The sequence below is a fragment of the Erwinia sp. AC075 genome, assembly GCF_979253995.1.
Genome location: NZ_CEEDEU010000001.1, coordinates 3,639,149 through 3,659,048 on the forward strand (window position 1 = coordinate 3,639,149; position 19,900 = coordinate 3,659,048).

Genomic DNA, 19,900 nt, shown 5'->3' on the forward strand with positions numbered 1-19,900 from the left:
GGGCATCAGGCAATAAAGGGCGGCCGAAAGGCCGCCCTTTCCGATCAGGGGTGAATCACTTCCACGAGCATCCATAACGTCGTCGCCATCAGCGACAGTGCCATCACGGTGTTAAAGACACGCAGCTTCCACGCCACCTGCAGATGTTTCCCCAACCGGTCTCCCATCGCTGCCCAGATCAGAATGCACGGCAGATTCAGCGCCATAAACCCAATCATCACCGTCAAAATTCCGCTGCTGGCGGTGTACATCAGCGCGACGTTGGTGGCCATCAGCCAGGCTTTTGGGTTGATTGCCTGGAACATCGCCCCGCCCAGCAGCGTCATCGGCTGCGCTTTCTCACGCAATTCTGGCGCGCCGCTGCGGAAAATTTTCCATGACAACCAGAGCAGATAAGCCGCGCCCAATAGCGTTAACGGCAGGCGAATGGCGCTCATCCACACCAGCAAGACCTCCAGCAGTAATCCCGCTATCGCCGTCTGGATCGCGCAGCCGATCATGATTCCCAGCAGCATCGGCAGCGTTCTACGCATACCAAAATTGACGCCAGAGGTCGCCAGCATCAGGTTGTTCGGCCCAGGCGTAATCGACATAACGGTGACATAACTGAAAAAGGAGGGATCAAGCATGGTCTGTATCCTGCAGATGGTTGAGAACACCATGGTAGTGCGGGCAGCAGGATGGTAACAGATTCAGAAATACACTATTGTAATGAGTACAATGTCGAAATGACTTTCACTGTACCCATCACTAAGGCAGGCGATTGTGTCCATTGTCGAACCGCAGGAAAGTACCCTCTATCATCAGCTGGCGGAATCGCTGGCAGAAGCCATCCATAACGGCACTTTCCTGCCCGGCACGCGTCTGCCCGCGATACGACGCTGCGCCAGTAATCATCAGGTCAGTATCAATACGGTGCTGACGGCCTACCGTATCCTTGAAGATCGCGGCCTGATCGAAGCACGACCTCAATCCGGTTATTACGTGCGTGGCATGCTGCCTTCGGTGAAAAGCAGCGGCGATCGGCGGGCGAAAGTGCGCTCTCCCAGCAGCGAGAAGCTGGATTTGATTGATGCGGTTTTTGCCGCGCAGAATCATCCGGACTACACCAATATCTCGCTGGCCTGCCCGCAGAACAGTGATTTTTTTCCCACGGCAAAAATCAGCCGCATTATGGCCTCGCTGTTACGCCGCGAGCCGGAGTTAATTGGCCGCTATGCGTTGCCACCCGGCAGCGAACGCTTACGCCGGGCCATCGCCAAACGCTCGATGGATTTGGGCATGGCGCTGGCGACCGAGGATATCACCCTGACCCACGGCTGTATGGAAGCGCTCCAGCTGGCGCTGCGGGCGGTCACCCGGCCCGGTGACTGTGTGGGCGTCGAAACGCCAACCTATTTTTACCTGTTCCCGCTGCTGGCAAGCCTGGGGCTGAAGGTGCTGGAAATCCCCACCGATCCCCAACACGGGATGTCGCTGGATGCGCTGGAGCTGCTGCTACAGGAAAAGCGGCTACAGGCGATTGTCGCCATGCCCAACGTGCAGAATCCGCTGGGATTCAGTATGAAGCTGGACGATAAAAAGCGGCTGGCGAAGCTGGTCAACCGCTACCAGGTGCCGCTACTGGAAGACGGTTTGTACGGCGAGCTACAGTTCTGCTGGCCCCTCGCGCCTTCGGTGAAAGCCTTCGATACCCAGGGTTGGGTTCTGTACTGCGCCAGTTTTACCAAAACGGTGGCACCTGATTTCCATATCGGCTGGATTGCGGCGGGACGATTTAGCGGTGAACTGGCCAGGCTGAAAGCCGTCTCTTCGCTGGCAGAATCGCGGTTGTTGTCAGAAACGCTGGGCCATTTTCTGGAATCAGGCGGCTACGATCATCATCTGCGCACCATGCGCCGCCGCTATGCCGCGCAGCTGGATGAGGCGCGTGGCATTATTGCCCGCCATTTCCCGCAGGGAACCCAGGCAACGCTGCCCAGCGGCGGCTTTGTCTTCTGGGTGGAGCTGCCGGCGAAAGTGGATACCGTCGAGCTTTTCCATCGCCTGTTGCAGGAGAAGATATGCCTGACGCCCGGCGCACTCTATACCCTGAGCGATCGTGGGAACAGCGCGCTTCGCCTGTCCTGCTGCTATCCCTTTGATGAACGCTACACCTGGGCACTGAAGCGAACCGGTGCGGTGGCCTGTGAACTTAGCGGGCTGGAAGCGGGTATCGCCTGAGATTACGGCGTGCCGTTGCGGCCATAGGTCGCATAGCCTTTGCGCAGGGTCAGTCGCTCGTAATAGGCCCGCACCGCCGGAAAGTCAGGATGGTCCAGCGGCGTTTCATACCAGCGGTTAACCGACAGTCCGACCGGGATATCCGCCAGCGAGAAGGCTTTGCCCGCAACATACGCGCCGGTACGTTCCAGCTGCGCATTGAGAATGCCCATGGTATGCGACCAGCCTTTACTCGCCGCGGCCAGTAAACGCGGATCCTGATGCGCCGGAGAGTGGCGAACCAGCGACATAAAGGCGTAGCGCCAGGAGGTATTCAGCTCGGTGGCCTGCCAGTCAATCCACTGATCGACGGGCGCACGGGCGCGGGGATCCTCGGGATACAGCCAGCCGCCGCCGTACGCATTGGCCAGATAGCGGATAATGGCGTTGGATTCCCAAAGGATGAAATCCCCTTCCTGTATAACCGGGATCAGGGCATTGGGATTCATGTTTTTGAAGGCGGCGTCCTGGGGGGATTTAAATCCGTCGCCCCAGTCTTCCCGGCGGAAGGCAATGTCCAGCTCTTCACAAACCCACAGCACTTTGCGAACGTTGATTGATGAGGCGCGTCCCAGTATTTTCAGCATAGTTCCGTCACTTTTTTGTGCAGCGTGGAGCTATTAATACCCATATTCGCTCAGGCTGACAATGGCTAACCCCTTGCTGCCTCAACATTGTGATTTCCGCCAGCTTAAGCTGACAATTTTCCGTCTACTCTTGCAACATGCCAACCAGAAGGACTTTAGTGATGACACAGTTACGTGCATTTAAACAGGTTGATGTCTTTACCTCTTCCCCGCTCAACGGCAATCCGCTGGCGGTGATTATGGACGCCAGCGGCCTGAGCGATGAGCAGATGATGTCCGTTGCCCGTTGGACCAATCTGTCAGAAACCACCTTCGTGCTGCCGGCTGAAGATCCCGCTGCGGACTATCGGGTGCGCATCTTCACCCCGGACCTGGAACTGCCGTTCGCCGGGCATCCCACGCTGGGTACCGCCCACGCGCTGATTGAAGCGGGCGTAACCCTGAAAAATCCGGGCAAGATTGTGCAGGAGTGCGGGATTGGTTTGGTCACCATCAAAATTGCCGACGATGGCGCGCTGGCCTTTGCCGCACCGGAAGCCACGCTGACCGGGTTCAGCGATGCGCCGTTAAGCAGTGCCCTGAACAGTGATGCGCTGGAAACTCAGCTGCCGGTAATGGTGGCCGATATGGGCATTCGCTGGTTGCTGGTGCCGATGCAATCCGCTGAGGCGGTGCTGGCGATCAAGCCGAATATCGTGGAGTTTGAACGGCTGTTGCGGAAAGCTCAGGTGAACGGCGTGATGCCGTTTGGCCCGCTGGACGGTTTGCCCGAGCAGTATGAAGTGCGTGGCCTGCTGGTCGAGAACGGCTCCTTCACTGAAGATCCGGTCACCGGCAGCGCCAATGCCTGTCTGGCCCGCTATCTTCAGGCACAGGGCGTTGAGCTGGATTATCGGGTTCGCCAGGGGACGGCGATGAAGCGCGCAGGCAGGCTTAGCGTCACCTACGCCAGCGATGGCCTGTGGATTGGTGGGCAAACCGTCACGGTTATCGACGGGACGCTCACCGTTTAAGGACGGCAGTCACGGCCGCCGCTCTGCTGGCGTTGGATCCAGAGAGCGGCGCCAGAAGATTACATAAACATGCCGCCGGACGCTTCAATACGTTGACCGTTGATCCAGCCGCTCTCATCGCTGAGGATCTGCGCGACGGCATTGCCGATGTCATCCGGCAAACCGACCCGTCCCAGCGCCGTTTGCGAGGCGACAAAGGCATTCACTTCCGGGTTATCACGCACCATCCCACCGCTGAAATCGGTGGCAATCGCACCTGGCGCCAGGATATTCACCGCAATCCCACGCTTACCCAGTTCTTTCGCCTGATAACGGGTCAGCACTTCCATCGCCCCTTTTACCGACGCATACGCACTGGAGCCTGGCAGGCTAAAGCGCGCCAGTCCGCTGGAGATATTCAGGATACGTCCGCCGTCCACCAGCAGCGGCAGCAGCGTCTGGGTCAGGAAAAACGGCCCTTTGAAATGGACGTTCACCATCTCATCAAACTGCGCTTCGGTGGTCTCCTCGAAACTGGCGTGAAGTGCGGTTCCGGCATTGTTCAATAAATAATCAAAATGCTCTCTTTGCCAGACAGCGTTGAGATGTTTTTTCACTTCAGCCGCAAAGGCTACGAAGCTCTTGCTGTCGCCAACATCCAGCTGAAGCGCCACGGCACGGGCTCCGAGCGCCTCAATGCGCTGCACAACCCGATCGGCTTCCGGCTGCTTGCTACGGTACGTCAAAATGACGTCAACGCCTTTAGCGGCCAGTTTCAGGGCGGCATTCTCACCTAAACCCCGGCTTCCGCCGGTGATCACTGCGATTTTATGGCTCATTTTCTTCTCCAGTCTGTTTCTGTGGACAAAAAACAGGATATTACCTCCGTTCTGATCTATAAATGTCCTGAATGACGCTTCACTGTTTCATTCCGGACAACAACAGGCGCAAAAATGGATAAAATTCACGCAATGCAGGTGTTTGTCAGAGTCGCGGAGTTGCAGAGCTTTACCCGCGCGGCTGACAGCCTGGGTTTACCGAAAGGCAGCCTGTCGCGTCAGTTACAGGCGCTGGAAAACAGCATGGGAACGCGACTGCTGCACCGTACCACCCGCCGCGTGCAGCTGACCCAGGATGGACTGGTGTATTACGAGCGCTGCCGTGATGTGCTGGCCACGCTGGAAGAGATGGATTCCCTGTTTCAGCACGATCCCACCACGCTCAGCGGCCGGCTGCGGGTGGATATGTCGGTCAGCCTTGCCAGTAATTTCATCCTGCCGTTGCTGCCGCAATTTTTGCAGCAATACCCGGGGATCGAACTGGAGCTGAGCAGCAGTGACCGCCGTGTTGATGTGATTCGGGAAGGCTTTGACTGCGTGATCCGTGGTGGCACCCTGGGTGACTCCGGGCTGATTGCGCGCCCGTTAGGGAAGATGACGCAGGTAAACTGCGCCAGCCCTGACTATCTGGAACGGTTTGGCACCCCGCAGACCCTCGACGATCTGGGACAGCATGCGATGGTGCATTACAGCCAGCAGCTGGGCGTCCATCCGCAAGGATTTGAGTACTGGGACGGCAAAACAACCCGCTTTATCCAGACCGGCGGCGCGGTCACCGTCAACAATACGGTAACCTACCAGTCGGCCTGCCTGTCCGGACTTGGCATCATTCAGGCGCCTCTCGCCGGAATGAAAGCGTCACTGGCCAACAAAACGCTGGTGGAAGTTCTGCCGCATTTTCGGGCTGAACCGATGCCCATCTCGCTGATTTATCCCCACCGCCGTAACCTCGCCCGTCGGGTGCACGTTTTTATGGAATGGATCACTCAGACGATGAAAAAATACGTTACCTGAGTGCGGGGCTATAATTTCAGGCAGGTACATTCATTTGAAGGACATGAAGAAGGTGACATGAAGGAAAACCAATCCGCTGAAAACCAGCAAGAAGACAAACCGCTGATCAATATCAAGACAGGCAATCACACCGTTGATAAATCCATTACCCGGGTTTCAAAGCTGGCGAGCTGGTTCCAGGCCATTCCCGCCGTGGCGCATTTTCTGCGCGCGGGTGAACGCTTTAACGATCGACTGGGCAGCCAGTTTGGCGCGGCCATTACCTACTTCTCATTTCTCTCGCTGATCCCGATCCTGATGGTCTCCTTTGCCGCCGTCGGTTTTGTGCTGGCGTCTAACCAGGACCTGCTAACGCAGTTGATCAATAAGATCGTCGACAATATTAGCGATCCCACGCTGGCCTCGACGCTGAAAAACACCGTTAATACGGCGATTCAACAGCGTACAACCGTCGGACTGACCGGCTTGTTCATTGCGCTCTATTCCGGGATTAGCTGGATGGGCAATCTGCGCGAGGCGATCCGCGCCCAGTCGCGCGATGTCTGGGAAAGAAACGAGCAGGACAAAGAGAAAATCTGGCGGCGCTATTCCCGCGACTTTATTTCGCTGACCGGACTGGTGCTGGCGCTGATTATCACGCTGTCACTGACGTCTATTGCCGGCGCGGCGCAGGATATGATTGTGCGGGCATTAGGACTGGAGGGAATCGACTGGCTGAAACCGGCCATGACGCTGATTGCGTTGTCGATTTCCATTCTGGCGAACTATCTGCTGTTCCTGTGGATTTTCTGGATCCTGCCACGGCATAAGCCGCGTAAAAAAGCGTTATTCCGTGGGACCTTGCTGGCGGCGATTGGCTTTGAAGTGATTAAATTCATTATGACGCTGACCCTGCCTAAGCTGGCGTCTTCGCCTTCCGGCGCAGCTTTTGGGTCGGTGCTGGGACTGATGGCCTTTTTCTACTTCTTTGCCCGTCTGACCCTGTTCTGCGCCGCGTGGATTGCCACGGCGAAGTACAAGGACGATCAACCCATCGAGCCAGAGGCTAAAAAAGCCTGAGGCAGGGACTTAAGGGCAGCCGGGGTTGCCCTTAAGACTTGAGGATGCTGCAACTGTGGTCCTGCAACTCTTCAGCAGAACCCCGGTTCATCAGCAACAGATTGCGTTTGATCACCATCATCACGCGGCGACCATCTGGCAGCGCCGCAACGGCAATGCCGTATTTGTACATCTCTTCCCGCGCGCCGGGTATCTCTCTGGCGAGACGCAGAAACGGACTCATTTTTTTGATCTCGTCGCGGGTAACCGCCCGCACCTGATAGGTATGCCCGGCCAACTGCTCAGATTGCCATAAGCTGGTTAGTTTAGGGCTGAGGCCGTCCAGCTGTTGGCGAATATCCGGCCGCAGGCAGGAGATGTGAATATGCAGCTGATTCTGCGTTCTTCCCCGCTCTGAATTAATGCTTAACGCATAGGCACTGTCATCGATGGGCGCACCGCGCTTTTCTTCCATAAAATGACGCGAGCGCCAGGCTTCCGCAAAGAAATTGGGCGTAGCAGGATTGAGTAAGGCCGGACTTTCAATACCGGTAATCTTTTCCACCGGCATTAATAAAAACTGCAGAGGACCAACGCGATCTTTCAGGACCACATAACCATTGCGCAAGTCGACCTGACGACAGGGTGTGGGATCGTTATTTTGATTTTGGTTAGGCACACATTTTTGACTGACAATTTTCCATAACGCATCCGAATTGTTTTTATAATTCAACGCTATCGAGGCACAGCCCGCCGTCAAAATTACCCCTGCAATACCCACTACAATCAGGACCCGCTTTCGCCCCTGCATCATTGAAACCTCTGCTCATAATCTGCTCGTAATGTAAACGAATTACGGATAAAGATCATGTCAAATAATCAATCGCGGTGACCATTTTTCTGGGCGGGGATAAATCGACTTAAGGCAGTATTCGGAAGGGTTCGGAAAGGGTAAGGAAGGCGTAAATAAGCAGTAAAGACCGTGGATAAGGCAAATCAGGCGGTGAAGGTATTCACCGCCTGGGTAACAATTAATCGGGTTTCATAATCTGGTCGTAAGTGCCACCATCGGCAAAGTGTGTTTTCTGGGCCTGAGTCCAGCCGCCAAACTTATTATCAATGGTAAACAGTTTCACCGGCGCAAAGGTGCTGGCAAACTTCTTTGCGACCTCAGGATCGCGTGGGCGATAGTAGTTTTCCGCCGCGATGGTTTGACCCACTGGCGAGTAGAGATACTTCAGGTAGTCATCGGCCACTTTACGGCTGTCACGCTCGTCGACCACTTTATCCACCACGGACACGGTCGGTTCCGCCAGAATTGATTCACTTGGCGTCACGATCTCAAACTTGTCTTTACCCAGCTTGTTCACCGCCAGGTAGGCTTCGTTTTCCCACGCGATCAGCACATCGCCTAAACCACGTTCTACGAAGGTATTGGTCGCGGCACGCGCGCCGGAATCCTGAACCTCAACGTTCTTATACAGGGCTTTGACGTAAGCCTGCGCTTTCGCCTGATCGCCATGGTTCTGATCCAGTGCCCAACCCCATGCCGCCAGATAGTTCCAGCGTGCGCCGCCGGAGGTTTTTGGATTCGGACTGATCACCGACACGCCAGGTTTGATCAAATCACCCCAGTCGTGGATTTGCTTTGGATTGCCTTTGCGGACCAGGAAGACGATGGTCGAGGTGTAAGGAGCAGAGTTGTCTGGCAGACGTTTAATCCAGTTTTTGTCGATACGACCGCGTTCAGCAATGGCATCCACATCAGATTCTAACGCCAGCGTAACCACATCGGCACGAATGCCATTGATAACGGACGTCGCTTGCTTACCGGAGCCACCATGGGATTGACGGACGACAACATTGTCACCTGTTTCCTGCTTGTAATGCGCGCTGAAGGCTTTGTTGTACTGTTCGTACAGCTCACGCGTTGGATCGTAAGAAACATTCAGCAGCTGAATATCTTTCGCCAGCACGCTGGTTGAAGCCAGTAACAGGGTAAATCCCACACTCCACTTATTCATTACTCTCTCTCCCAAAGGTTTTCGCTGTAGGAGAGCCTGACACAAACCTATCCACGATTTAAAGAATTAAAAACAAGCTTTAATAACCTAATGGAATATAGCAAGGCAGTAAAAAGGCGCTGGGTTTCAGCGCCTTGATTTTGCTTAATAAAGCTTCTTGGCGGTATCCAGCCAGTCACCTTTGAAGGGACGCTTCATGTTTTCAATCGCATCGATGATGTCGTGGTGCACCATCTTCTCATTCTGAATACCGACACAACGGCCGCCATAGCCCTGCAACAGCAGCTCAATCGAGTAGGCGCCCATGCGGGACGCCAGGATGCGGTCGTAAGCGACCGGCGCACCACCGCGCTGGATATGGCCCAGCACCGTTGAACGGGTCTCACGCTTGGTTTCAGCTTCAATGTATTTGGCCAGCTCATCGATATCGCAGATGTGCTCGGTAATGGCCACGATTGCGTGCTTTTTACCTTTGGCGATGCCCGCTTTGATCTCTTCTACCAGCTCTTCGCGGGTGTAAGGGATTTCAGGCAATACGATAAATTCACAGCCACCGGCGATGGCCGCAGCCAGCGTCAGATCGCCACAGTAGCGGCCCATCACTTCAACGATGGAAATACGCTGGTGAGAAGAAGACGTGTCACGCAGACGGTCAATCGCTTCGACGACGGTTTCCAGCGCGGTGAAGTAGCCGATGGTGTAATCCGTTCCGGCCACGTCATTATCAATGGTGCCCGGCAGGCCGATGCACGGGAAGCCCATCTCAGTAAGACGTTTGGCGCCCATGTAAGAACCATCACCACCGATGACCACCAACGCATCAATCCCGCGCTTTTTCATGTTCTCGATGCAAACGGTACGCACTGACTCTTCACGGAACTCCGGGAAACGCGCGGAGCCCAGGAAGGTGCCGCCACGGTTAATCATGTCAGATACGCTGTAACGGTCCAGATTGGCCATGCGATCTTCATACAGGCCCAGATAGCCATCGTAAACGCCACACACTTCCAGGCCTTCGCTCAGGGCGGCACGTACCACGCCCCGGATGGCTGCGTTCATTCCTGGCGCATCGCCACCACTTGTCAGTACACCGATTTTTTTAATCATGACAACCTCTGAACTTGTTGATGCAAAATTAGAATTCTGAGCGCCCTGGAAGGTCGGCGCATAGGCGAGCTTACCCACTAATGATGGCAATAGTATATCAAAGCCAGGCAGCTGAATTGATTCAGGTCAGTCATGATTCAGCTATTTTTTTTGCGCCGCGTCACGTTTTTCACAATCATTGCGCTAACCCATTTATTTCCCGAGGAATTATAGATCAAGTCCCCGCGCCCTTTCAGCCGGTACCACCGAGCAGGGATCCTGATGAATGATCACATCTGATCCCGGAAAGCGGCTTAACAATGCCTTTTCAACGTCTTCTGCCATTTTGTGCGCCTGAAAAAGGGGCAAATCATCGTCCATTTCCAGATGCAGCTGAATAAAACGGGTTGGGCCCGACTGACGGGTACGGATATCATGTGCGCCCTGAACGCCCGGCCAGTTTGTGGCGATATCAATGATCGTCTGCCGGTCCTCATCCGGCAACGCCCGATCCAGCAACGCCTGAACGGCATCGTAGCCCATGCGCAATGCGCTGGTTAAAATCCACACGCCAATCCCCAGCGCAAACAGCGCATCCGCACGCTTAAAGCCGTACCAGCTTAGCCCCAACGCCAACAGAATGGCCCCGTTCATGATCACATCAGACTGGTAATGCAGCATATCTGCGCGGATAGCCACGCTGCGGGTGCGCTTGACTACCCAACGCTGGAAAGTGACCAACACCAGAGTGGAAAACAGGGCGATCAAGGTGACGACGATACCGATTAACGGTCCGCGCATTTCATTGGGCGTCGCCAGGTGTTGGAGACCGGTGAGGAACAGGAACAGCGCAGAGCCGGAGATAAACATGCTTTGGGCCAGCGCGGCCAGCGATTCTGCCTTGCCGTGACCAAAGGTATGCTCGCGGTCAGCAGGCTGAAGGGAGTAGCGGACCACAAAAAGATTGGTCAGTGAGGCGGCGATATCGACGAGGGAGTCGACCAGGGCGGCCAGCAGGCTGACGGAGCCGGTGTACCACCAGGCAAAAATCTTCACCAGCAGCAGCACCGAAGCCAGCATCGTGGCGGCCAGTGCGGCGCGATTCACCAGACGTGCGTAGTGTTGATCCATGCCACACTCCCTTAAGTTGAGTGCGTAAGTATACTGGATTTCAGGCAAAAAAAAGCCCCGCCATCATGGCGGGGAAGACAGGGATGGTGTCTATGGCAAGGAAAAACAGGGATACTATGTTACTGGTTACTGCCGGTACTACTCACTGCCTGCAGCGATGACGCCTGCTGCATGTTCGTTAGCTTGCGCATTTCACTCATGCGCTGCTGATGTTTCTCGTTTAAAACGTCCTGCTGGGCTGGCGTTAACAGGTGGTACATCTGGTTGCGTATCCGGGCCATTTCTACCTGCCGTGATACTTCCGCCTGTGCAATCTTATCCAGCTGAGCTTTGTAGGCCGCTTCATCAAATTTATCTGCAATAATCTTCTCGTGCAGTTGTTCTAAATCGTTAATACTTATGGAAGAACGATCATGACGCGCCTGTTGCATCAAATCTCGCATCTGTTGACGCTGCTGTTCGGTGAGATTGATGCCATCAAACATGTGACTCTGCGGAATTTGCGTCATACTGCGTGTCGCCGCATTGTCTTGATGCATCTCGTCAGTCGTCGTCACTGCTGCAGAACAGGCGGCGGAGAAACTGATTATCAGCGCCGGAACCACAACGACGGCGGTAACTTTGCGCATCGTTTACTCCCAGGTTGGTTTCCATTTTCGATTCAACGAGAGCCAGTCTACGGCGCCCGCTGCAAACATGCGTCAGCCGGTGTAAAACTACGTAAAGTCATGGAATGACAGCATTCGTTCACGGTATTTTGCCTGCGGAGGGCAATAAAAATGAATAAAATCCTGTTGGTTGACGATGACCGCGAATTGACTTCGCTGCTGAAAGAATTACTTGAAATGGAAGGGTTTGACGTTCTGGTTGCCGGCGACGGCGAGCAGGCACTCACCCTGATTGATAACACGATAGATCTCTTACTGCTCGACGTCATGATGCCGAAGAAAAACGGTATCGACACCCTGAAAGAATTGCGTCAACAGCACCAGACGCCGGTCATTATGCTGACGGCGCGCGGAAGCGAGCTGGATCGCGTTCTGGGCCTCGAACTGGGTGCAGATGACTACTTGCCTAAGCCATTTAACGATCGCGAACTGGTGGCGCGTATACGCGCTATTTTACGCCGTTCAAACTGGAGCGAGCAGCAACAGCAACACGATAACAGCTCACCGACGCTGGAAGTCGATCACCTGCGCCTGAATCCAGGCCGCCAGGAAGCCAGCTTCGACAGCCTGACGCTGGATTTGACCGGGACAGAGTTCACGCTTCTGTATCTGCTTGCCCAGCACCTTGGACAAGTGGTCTCCCGCGAACATCTGAGCCAGGAAGTGCTTGGAAAACGCCTGACGCCGTTCGATCGCGCGATCGATATGCATATCTCTAACCTGCGCCGGAAACTGCCGGACCGCAAAGATGGTCATCCCTGGTTTAAAACCCTGCGTGGCCGCGGCTATCTGATGGTTTCCGCTACATGATTTCAAGCCTGACCACCCGCATCTTCGCTATTTTCTGGCTGACCCTGGCACTGGTGTTGATGCTGGTTTTAATGGTGCCAAAGCTGGATACCCGTCAGATGACGCCGCTGCTGGATAACGAGCAGCGTCAGGGCACCATGATTGAACAACACGTTGAAGCGGAGTTGATGCAGGATCCGCCCAACGACCTGATGTGGTGGCGCAGACTGTTTCGCGCAATCGACAAATGGGCTCCGCCTGGTCAACGGCTTTTACTGGTCACCAGTGAGGGTCGCGTGATCGGCGCACAGCATAACGAAATGCAGGTGATCCGTAATTTTATCGGCCAGTCTGATAACTCCGATCATCCGCAGAAAAAGAAATACGGCCGCGTTGAGATGGTTGGCCCCTTCTCGGTTCGCGACGGAGAAGATAACTACCAGCTTTACCTGATCCGCCCGGCGGGCAGCTCACAGCTGGACTTTATCAATCTGTTGTTTGACCGTCCTCTGCTGCTGCTGATTGTCACCATGCTGATCAGCTCGCCATTGCTGCTTTGGCTGGCCTGGAGCCTCGCTAAACCGGCCCGTAAGCTCAAGCATGCTGCCGATGATGTGGCGGCCGGTAACTTGCGTCAGCGTCCCGAACTGGAATCCGGCCCGCAGGAGTTCCTGGCGGCCGGTGCCAGCTTCAACCAGATGGTCAGCGCCCTGGAAAGAATGATGACCGGTCAGCAACGTCTGCTGTCGGATATCTCACATGAACTGCGTACGCCTCTGACTCGCCTGCAGCTGGCCACCGCGCTGATGCGCCGCCGTCAGGGCGAAGGCAAAGAGTTGCAGCGTATCGAGATGGAAGCACAGCGGCTCGATGGCATGATCAACGACCTGCTGGTGCTCTCCCGCACTCAGCATAAAAATGCGCTGGTCAGTGAAGCGATGAAAGCCAACCAGCTGTGGTCCGGCGTGCTGGATGATGCCAAGTTTGAAGCCGAGCAGATGGGCAAAACGCTGGACGTGCCCTATCCGCCTGGCCCATGGCCGCTGTACGGTAACCCGAGTGCGCTGGACAGCGCGCTGGAGAATATCGTCCGCAATGCGCTGCGCTACTCCTACTCCAAAATCGCCGTCAGTTTTTCGGTGGATAAACAGGGCATTACCATTCACGTTGATGATGATGGCCCAGGCGTCAGTGCGGAAGATCGTGAGCAGATTTTCCGGCCGTTCTACCGCACTGATGAAGCGCGCGACCGTGAATCCGGTGGAACCGGGCTGGGTCTGGCGATTGTCGATACCGCCATCCAGCAACACCGGGGTTGGGTCAAAGCGGATGACAGCCCGCTGGGCGGTCTGCGTCTGACAATCTGGTTGCCGCTCTATTCCAGCAAAGCCTGATTGTTTGCTATGCTTCGGCCCTCGCTAATGAGGGCCGTTGTCGATGCTGAATATCGTTTTATTTGAACCTGAAATCCCACCCAATACCGGGAATATCATCCGTCTTTGCGCCAATACCGGCTTTCAACTGCATCTGATTGAGCCGCTGGGCTTTGCCTGGGATGATAAGCGCCTGCGCCGTGCCGGGCTCGATTACCATGAGTTCACCGCCATCAAACACCACGCTGACTATGCCGCGTTTCTGTCTGCAGAAGCGCCACAGCGGCTGTTTGCGCTCACCACAAAAGGCACGCCCGCGCATAGCGCAGTGAGTTATCAGCCGGGTGATTACCTGTTGTTTGGACCGGAAACGCGGGGATTGCCAGCCGACATTCTCAATGCGCTGCCGGCACAGCAGAAGATCCGAATCCCGATGCAGCCGGACAGCCGCAGCATGAATTTGTCTAATGCCGTCTCAGTGGTGGTATACGAGGCGTGGCGCCAGCTAGATTACGCTGGCGCAGTGGTGAAGGCGTAAACGTCAGATCCCGTCGCCGAATTCGAAGCCCGGCACGGTTCCATTGAAGTGCTGATCCATTTCCATCGAAGGCTTGTCGCTGCTCGGCTTGCCAACGATGCGGGCAGGAACGCCAGCTGCGGTGGTATGTGGCGGAACCGGTTGCAGCACTACCGAACCGGCACCAATTTTCGCCCCGCGTCCCACTTCGATATTGCCGAGGATTTTCGCTCCTGCCCCGATCATCACCCCTTCGCGAATTTTCGGATGGCGATCGCCGCTGGTTTTGCCGGTACCGCCCAGCGTAACGGATTGCAGGATCGAGACATCGTCTTCAACCACCGCCGTTTCGCCAATGACAATGCCGGTGGCGTGATCGAGCATGATGCCGCGACCAATTTTGGCCGCCGGATGAATATCCACCGCAAACGAGACCGACACTTCGTTCTGCAGATACACCGCCAGCGCGCGTCGTCCTTCATTCCACAGCCAGTGACCAATACGATAGGCCTGTAAGGCGTGGAAGCCTTTCAGGTACAGCAAGGGCGTGGAGTATTTATCGATTGCCGGGTCACGCTGACGGACGGCCTGGATATCACAGGCTGCCGACTGGATCATCGACGGGTCCTGATTATAGGCTTCCTGCACGATTTCACGTATGGCGATGGCAGGCATGATCGGATTGGCCAGCTTGTTGGCGAGCATATAGCTCAGCGCACTGCCCAGATCGTCGTGCTTCAGCAGCGTTGCGTGGTAAAAACTGGCCAGCATCGGTTCGCAGTCAGCCAGGGCCCGGGCTTCCGCTTTGATATAATCCCAGACCAGTTCAGGTTCTACACACGGCATTGCTCTCTCCACATCAAAAAATAGCGCCCGGCGACTGCCTGCGCGCTATATCAGTTTGCATCCCTTTCTCAACTGGCGCTGTTTTCGTCTTTCCTTGTGCGCCCAAGTAAGCTCAATGCTGCCTCTCGCGCATTTTTTTCGCAATACAGAACCTGATAAATTTGCTCGGTTATTGGCATCTCTACGCCGCAGCGCGCAGCCAGAGCCTTAACCTCTTTAGTATTTCGGAAACCTTCCACTACCTGACCAATGGTCGTTTGCGCCGCTTCCACGTCAATTCCCTGCCCCAGCATCATGCCAAAGCGCCGATTGCGTGACTGATTATCGGTACAGGTCAGCACCAGGTCGCCTAATCCCGCCATGCCCATAAAGGTGGTGGGATCGGCACCGAGAGCGGTGCCCAGCCGGGTCATTTCAGCGAGGCCACGGGTAATTAATGCGGTACGTGCATTGGCACCAAAGCCAATTCCATCGGAGATGCCCGCGCCAATAGCGATCACATTTTTCACCGCGCCGCCGAGCTGGACGCCAACAAAGTCCGGATTGTTATACACACGGAAGCTTTTACCGCAATGCAGCAGCGTCTGCAGGTCATCAGCAAATTCGCTATCCGTTGCCGCCAGGGCAATCGCCGTCGGCAGACCCGCCGCCAGTTCTTTGGCAAAGGTCGGGCCCGAGATCACTGCCAGCGGAATATCCGGACCGAGGATCTCACGCGCGACATCCTGCAGCAGACGTCCGGTCTCTTTTTCCAGGCCTTTCGTGGCCCAGACAATGCGGGAGTCAGCGCGCAGATGCGGTTTGATTTGCTGTAAAACATCGCCGAACACATGGCTGGGAACCACCACCAGCAGATCGCGACTGGCAGCAATCGCACTGGCCAAATCGGTTTCAAGGCTCAACGAATCAGGGAAAGGTACATCGGGCAGGAAAGCCGCATTACAACGGTCAGCCTGAAGCTGAGCCTGATGGTGTGGGTTGTGTCCCCACAGCACCACGTTGTGCCCATTACGAGCCAGCGTGATGGCTAAAGCGGTGCCGTAAGATCCGGCACCGAGGACGCTCATTGAAGCGTTAGCGTGAGGCATTATGCATCCTGTTGAGGAGCGGCGCCTTCGTTTGACTGCTGAAGATAGTTCATGAACAGCGCGTCAAAGTTCACTGGCGCCAGGTTAAGCTGCGGGAAGGTACCGCGTGAAACCAGGCTGGTGATGCATTCGCGAGCATAAGGGAACAGGATGTTCGGCGAGTATGCACCGAGGCAATGCGCCATCTGGTTACCGTCGATACCGGAGATAGAGAAAATACCTGCCTGCTGAACTTCACACAGGAACGCAGTATCTTCGCCCACGGTTGCCGTTACGGTCACACGCAGTACGACTTCATACACGTCTTCTGCCAGCTGGCTGGAAGCCGTATCCAAATCCAGTTTCACTTCTGGTTCCCACTCTTTCTGGAAAACCTGAGGCGCGTTAGGCGCTTCAAAAGAGATATCCTTGGTGTAAATACGCTGGATCTGGAAAGCCATCTCGGTGTTGTTTTGCTCTGACATGTTACGTAATCCTATTGGTTAATAATCCGTTATTTCGCCACTCGCCCGTCTTATTTAAGTAGCGGGTCGAGGCCAGAAAAGCCATCTAGCGCGAACTGGTCTTCACAGCCAACAAAGTGCTGCGCATCACTACATCAGTCTTACTTTCCACGTACCAGCGGCAGGTTTTCACCACTCCAACCGGAGACGCCATCTTTCAGTATGGAGACGTTTTCAAAACCGGCCGCGTTCAGCTGAGCAGCGGGTTCTGCAGCGGATGTGCCGTTGGCACACACCACGATAATCGGTTGCGCTTTGTGCTTCTCTAATTCGCCAAAGCTACCTTTTTTGATGTCAGCGGCCAGCACGTTGATGGCATTGGAGATATGGCCCTTACGGTAGTCATCACGCCCACGCACGTCGACCACCACGGCTTCTTCTTTATTAATTAAACGGGTTGCTTCACCGCGGCTAATCGTTTTTATCTTGGAGAACATACCCTTAACGGTAGTCACGATCACCAAAACCAACAGGACAACCCACGCCAGACTAAGAATGGTGTGGCTGCCTGCGAACTGCATAATATCTTGCATGAGGGGTAACAACTCCCGAAAGGGTTAATAAGCTAAAACAAGGCTTCTGAGTATACCTGCCAGTATTGTCATGTACAGTCATGAAGCCGTCAGAGTTGCGTTTTCTGAGGCAGATTCCCAAAAAAAATTGCCTTAAGTGTAAATGCCCGTGTCAGTGCGAGTTCGCTGCAATCCTGAGCGGTTATTTGTTGTGCAAATCTGCCTGACACTTCCCCGCAGGATCGCCTGCCCAGCGACCGGTTTCAGGCAACGCTGTCACTGGTGGAAATGCAAAAGCCGGGACAGATGGCTGGTAAGCTGCTGTTCATCGTGGAATAATCTGGTCCTATGAGGGAAAAAGCGCCAGTTTCATCTTTACGAGCACAGGGTAACGGATCTGCCACAGGCGTTCTGTTGCGATCTCATGTGTTCAGCCTGTCTGCCAGCGTACTTTGCGCCGGTCTTTTGCTGTCGTCTTTTGCCAGCCACGCGGCCGACGATAACAAGTCGCAGCTCTCCAGCCTGCAGCAGGATATTGCAGCGAAAGAGAAGAGCGTTTTGCAGCAAAAGCAGCAACGCGGCAAGCTGTTGGCGCAGCTGACCAGCCAGGAAAAGATCATTGCTCAGGCCAGCCGCCAACTGCGTGAAACCCAAATCACCCTCACCGGGCTGAATAAGGACATTTCATCGCTGACCGCCTCGATCAGCAAGCTGGAGGCGCAACAAGCCAGTCAGGAAAAGCTGCTTGCCGAGCAGCTCGATGCGGCTTTCCGTCAGGGACAACACAGCGGCGTCCAGCTGATCCTCAGCGGCGAAGAGAGCCAGCGCAGCGAGCGCATCCTTTCCTACTTTGGCTATCTTAACGATGCCCGCCAAAAATCAATTGGTGACCTGAAAAAGACCCGCAGCGACCTCTCTGCGCAGAAAGCGTCTTTGGTGGATAAACAGGCGCAGCAGAAATCCTTACTCGACCAGCAGCAGTCGCAACAGCAGAAGCTGGAAGGTGCGCGCGTTGCCCGTAAGAAAACGCTGACCACGCTGGAGTCGTCTCTCGAAAAAGATCAGGCGCAGTTGGTCGATATGCGGGAAAACGAAAGCCGCCTGCGCGACAAAATTGCCAAAGCTGAACGGGAAGCCAAAGCCCGGGCAGAGAAAGAAGCGCGCGAGGCGGAAAAAGTCCGTCAGCGTCAGGCTCAGGCGAAGAGCAAAGGCACCACCTACAAACCGACCGAAGGTGAGCGTTCATTAATGGCGCGCACCGGCGGATTAGGCCGTCCTTCTGGCCAGGCCGTATGGCCGGCGCGCGGCACGATTGAACATCGCTTCGGCGAACAGCTGCAGGGTGAGCTACGCTGGAAAGGCCTGGTGATTGACGCACCTGAAGGCACCGAAGTGAAAGCCATTGCCGATGGCCGCGTTCTGATGGCCGACTGGCTACAGGGCTACGGTCTGGTGGTGGTGGTAGAACACGGCAAAGGGGATATGAGCCTTTACGGCTACAACCAAAGTGCGCTGGTGAGCGTGGGAACTCAGGTTAAGGCAGGACAGCCAATCGCACTGGTCGGGACCAGTGGCGGCCGGGGCACGCCTTCACTCTATTTCGAAATCCGACGCCAGGGACAGGCCGTCAATCCACTTCCGTGGTTAGGAAAATAACTTTTGTCACACCTCCGCAAAATGAGTGGCGTGCTGGCAGGCCTGTTAATGGCCTGTACGGCACACGCCGGAAAACTCTCTATCGTCATTGATGATTTTGGTTATCGTCCGAAGGAAGAGAATCAGGTTTTGCAGATGCCGAAGAACATCTCTGTCGCGGTTCTGCCTAACGCCACCCACGCCCGTGAAATGGCGACCAAAGCCCACCAGCTGGGTCACGAAGTGCTGATCCATCTGCCGATGGCGCCCCTGAGCAAACAACCGCTGGAAAAAGACACCCTGCGCCCGAACATGTCCAGTGCGGAGATCGCGCGCATTATTCGTGAAGCGGTGGCCGATGTGCCTTTTGCGGTCGGCCTGAATAACCATATGGGCAGCGCGATGACCTCCAGTCTGCCTGGGATGCAGAAGGTGATGCAGGTACTGGATCACTATAATTTCTACTTCCTCGACAGCATGACCATCGGTAACAGCCAGTCAACGCGCGCCGCCGCCGGAACCAGCGTCAACGTGCTGAAGCGCCGCGTGTTCCTCGACGATACGCAGAACGAAGCGGATATCCGCAAGCAGTTCACGCGTGCGGTGCGCCTGGCCCAGCGCGATGGCTCAGCCATTGCCATCGGCCATCCGCATCCCACCACCGTCAGGGTATTGCAGGAAATGCTGCCAACGCTTCCGGCAGACGTGACGCTGGTTCGTCCAAGCCAGTTGCTGAATGAGCCCCAATCCACCGGCCGCCAGCCGTTGCCACCGGCTGAAAAACCGCGTAATCCGTTCCACGGCGTGAAAAGCTGTCCGGTGAAGATTGCACCGGTTCCGGCAACCCGTGCACTGAGCGTGGTGGCTGAAAGTATTGGCAACAGCGCGGGCATGCGTTATATCGATACGCACTTTAGCGGGTTGAAGCTCGATATCGGGACCCAACCTTAATTTTTCTGCAGCGTCCCTGACTGAAGGGACGCAGGCCCAGAGAGT

The 19,900-nt window shown here is 55.4% G+C and carries 21 protein-coding genes; 9 read left to right on the forward strand and 12 right to left on the reverse strand.

From position 1 onward, the window contains the following. Positions 1 to 44: 44 nt before the first annotated feature. A complete protein-coding gene (locus AC0IXH_RS17110; protein WP_013200178.1) occupies positions 45 to 629 on the reverse strand; it encodes a LysE family translocator in 585 nt (194 codons plus the stop codon). Positions 630 to 765: 136 nt separating this feature from the next. Here AC0IXH_RS17110 and AC0IXH_RS17115 point away from each other — a divergent pair, with 136 nt between their 5' ends. After that, entirely contained in the window at positions 766 to 2,223 is a 1,458-nt protein-coding gene (locus AC0IXH_RS17115) for an aminotransferase-like domain-containing protein (RefSeq protein WP_013200177.1), read from the forward strand. A gap of 2 nt (positions 2,224 to 2,225) precedes the next feature. Here the strand turns inward: AC0IXH_RS17115 and AC0IXH_RS17120 are convergent, their stop codons facing one another. Next, positions 2,226 to 2,849: a glutathione S-transferase family protein gene (locus tag AC0IXH_RS17120; RefSeq protein WP_013200176.1), complete on the reverse strand. Its 624-nt coding sequence runs from the start codon at positions 2,847 to 2,849 to the stop codon at positions 2,226 to 2,228. A 161-nt stretch (positions 2,850 to 3,010) separates the two neighbouring features. Between AC0IXH_RS17120 and AC0IXH_RS17125 the strand changes: the two genes are divergently transcribed. Next, the gene (locus AC0IXH_RS17125; protein WP_471720749.1) at positions 3,011 to 3,862 is read left to right on the forward strand and encodes a PhzF family phenazine biosynthesis protein; all 852 of its coding nucleotides are present in this window, start codon (positions 3,011 to 3,013) and stop codon (positions 3,860 to 3,862) included. A 59-nt stretch (positions 3,863 to 3,921) separates the two neighbouring features. Here AC0IXH_RS17125 and AC0IXH_RS17130 read toward each other — a convergent pair whose 3' ends face one another. Next, entirely contained in the window at positions 3,922 to 4,680 is a 759-nt protein-coding gene (locus tag AC0IXH_RS17130; protein WP_471720750.1) for an SDR family NAD(P)-dependent oxidoreductase, read from the reverse strand. Positions 4,681 to 4,794: 114 nt separating this feature from the next. On the opposite strand from AC0IXH_RS17130, the gene AC0IXH_RS17135 reads away from it, so the two are divergent. Then, positions 4,795 to 5,694 (forward strand): LysR family transcriptional regulator, encoded by a 900-nt coding sequence (locus tag AC0IXH_RS17135; RefSeq protein ID WP_053145298.1) that lies wholly within the window; start codon positions 4,795 to 4,797, stop codon positions 5,692 to 5,694. 57 nt (positions 5,695 to 5,751) lie between these two features. After that, positions 5,752 to 6,753, forward strand: coding sequence for an inner membrane protein YhjD (gene yhjD / locus AC0IXH_RS17140; RefSeq protein ID WP_013200172.1), 1,002 nt, complete (start codon positions 5,752 to 5,754; stop codon positions 6,751 to 6,753). A gap of 31 nt (positions 6,754 to 6,784) precedes the next feature. On the opposite strand, the gene AC0IXH_RS17145 is transcribed toward yhjD, so the two are convergent. From AC0IXH_RS17145 to cpxP, 5 genes are all read right to left on the reverse strand, one after another. Beyond that, positions 6,785 to 7,543 (reverse strand): CDP-diacylglycerol diphosphatase, encoded by a 759-nt coding sequence (locus AC0IXH_RS17145; RefSeq protein ID WP_206404656.1) that lies wholly within the window; start codon positions 7,541 to 7,543, stop codon positions 6,785 to 6,787. A 220-nt stretch (positions 7,544 to 7,763) separates the two neighbouring features. Continuing rightward, a complete protein-coding gene (locus tag AC0IXH_RS17150; protein ID WP_106382037.1) occupies positions 7,764 to 8,756 on the reverse strand; it encodes a sulfate ABC transporter substrate-binding protein in 993 nt (330 codons plus the stop codon). 144 nt (positions 8,757 to 8,900) lie between these two features. Continuing rightward, positions 8,901 to 9,863, reverse strand: a complete 963-nt coding sequence (gene pfkA, locus AC0IXH_RS17155; RefSeq protein ID WP_013200169.1) for a 6-phosphofructokinase — start codon at positions 9,861 to 9,863, stop codon at positions 8,901 to 8,903. Between the two features lie 207 nt (positions 9,864 to 10,070). Beyond that, positions 10,071 to 10,973: a CDF family cation-efflux transporter FieF gene (gene fieF, locus AC0IXH_RS17160; RefSeq protein ID WP_206404635.1), complete on the reverse strand. Its 903-nt coding sequence runs from the start codon at positions 10,971 to 10,973 to the stop codon at positions 10,071 to 10,073. A gap of 119 nt (positions 10,974 to 11,092) precedes the next feature. Continuing rightward, complete coding sequence (cpxP, locus tag AC0IXH_RS17165) at positions 11,093 to 11,602, reverse strand: cell-envelope stress modulator CpxP (protein ID WP_106382036.1); 510 nt, start codon at positions 11,600 to 11,602, stop codon at positions 11,093 to 11,095. 150 nt (positions 11,603 to 11,752) lie between these two features. Between cpxP and cpxR the strand changes: the two genes are divergently transcribed. The 3 genes from cpxR to trmL are packed head-to-tail and all read left to right on the forward strand — an operon-like array spanning position 11,753 to position 14,341. Further along, positions 11,753 to 12,451 carry an envelope stress response regulator transcription factor CpxR gene (gene cpxR / locus AC0IXH_RS17170; protein WP_013200129.1) on the forward strand — a complete coding sequence of 233 codons (699 nt, stop codon included), beginning with the start codon at positions 11,753 to 11,755 and terminating at the stop codon, positions 12,449 to 12,451. Continuing rightward, positions 12,448 to 13,824, forward strand: coding sequence for an envelope stress sensor histidine kinase CpxA (cpxA, locus tag AC0IXH_RS17175; protein WP_013200128.1), 1,377 nt, complete (start codon positions 12,448 to 12,450; stop codon positions 13,822 to 13,824). The genes cpxR and cpxA overlap by 4 nt, the downstream gene beginning before the upstream one ends. Positions 13,825 to 13,867: 43 nt before the next feature. Continuing rightward, a complete protein-coding gene (gene trmL / locus AC0IXH_RS17180) occupies positions 13,868 to 14,341 on the forward strand; it encodes a tRNA (uridine(34)/cytosine(34)/5-carboxymethylaminomethyluridine(34)-2'-O)-methyltransferase TrmL (RefSeq protein ID WP_013200127.1) in 474 nt (157 codons plus the stop codon). Between the two features lie 3 nt (positions 14,342 to 14,344). Here the strand turns inward: trmL and cysE are convergent, their stop codons facing one another. The 4 genes from cysE to AC0IXH_RS17200 all read right to left on the reverse strand — a co-directional run bounded on the left by cysE (position 14,345) and on the right by AC0IXH_RS17200 (position 17,290). Next, a complete protein-coding gene (gene cysE, locus AC0IXH_RS17185; RefSeq protein WP_013200126.1) occupies positions 14,345 to 15,166 on the reverse strand; it encodes a serine O-acetyltransferase in 822 nt (273 codons plus the stop codon). A gap of 68 nt (positions 15,167 to 15,234) precedes the next feature. Then, the gene (gene gpsA / locus AC0IXH_RS17190; protein WP_013200125.1) at positions 15,235 to 16,254 is read right to left on the reverse strand and encodes an NAD(P)H-dependent glycerol-3-phosphate dehydrogenase; all 1,020 of its coding nucleotides are present in this window, start codon (positions 16,252 to 16,254) and stop codon (positions 15,235 to 15,237) included. After that, positions 16,254 to 16,718: a protein-export chaperone SecB gene (secB, locus tag AC0IXH_RS17195; RefSeq protein WP_013200124.1), complete on the reverse strand. Its 465-nt coding sequence runs from the start codon at positions 16,716 to 16,718 to the stop codon at positions 16,254 to 16,256. Before secB ends, gpsA begins: the two co-directional genes overlap by 1 nt. Positions 16,719 to 16,858: 140 nt before the next feature. Beyond that, entirely contained in the window at positions 16,859 to 17,290 is a 432-nt protein-coding gene (locus AC0IXH_RS17200; RefSeq protein WP_013200123.1) for a rhodanese-like domain-containing protein, read from the reverse strand. A gap of 327 nt (positions 17,291 to 17,617) precedes the next feature. Between AC0IXH_RS17200 and envC the strand changes: the two genes are divergently transcribed. Together envC and AC0IXH_RS17210 are read left to right on the forward strand one after the other, a co-directional pair. Further along, positions 17,618 to 18,925: a murein hydrolase activator EnvC gene (gene envC / locus AC0IXH_RS17205; protein WP_471720751.1), complete on the forward strand. Its 1,308-nt coding sequence runs from the start codon at positions 17,618 to 17,620 to the stop codon at positions 18,923 to 18,925. 3 nt (positions 18,926 to 18,928) lie between these two features. After that, on the forward strand, positions 18,929 to 19,855 hold the full coding sequence (locus tag AC0IXH_RS17210) for a divergent polysaccharide deacetylase family protein (RefSeq protein WP_346596242.1): 927 nt from the start codon (positions 18,929 to 18,931) through the stop codon (positions 19,853 to 19,855). Positions 19,856 to 19,900: the final 45 nt, after the last annotated feature.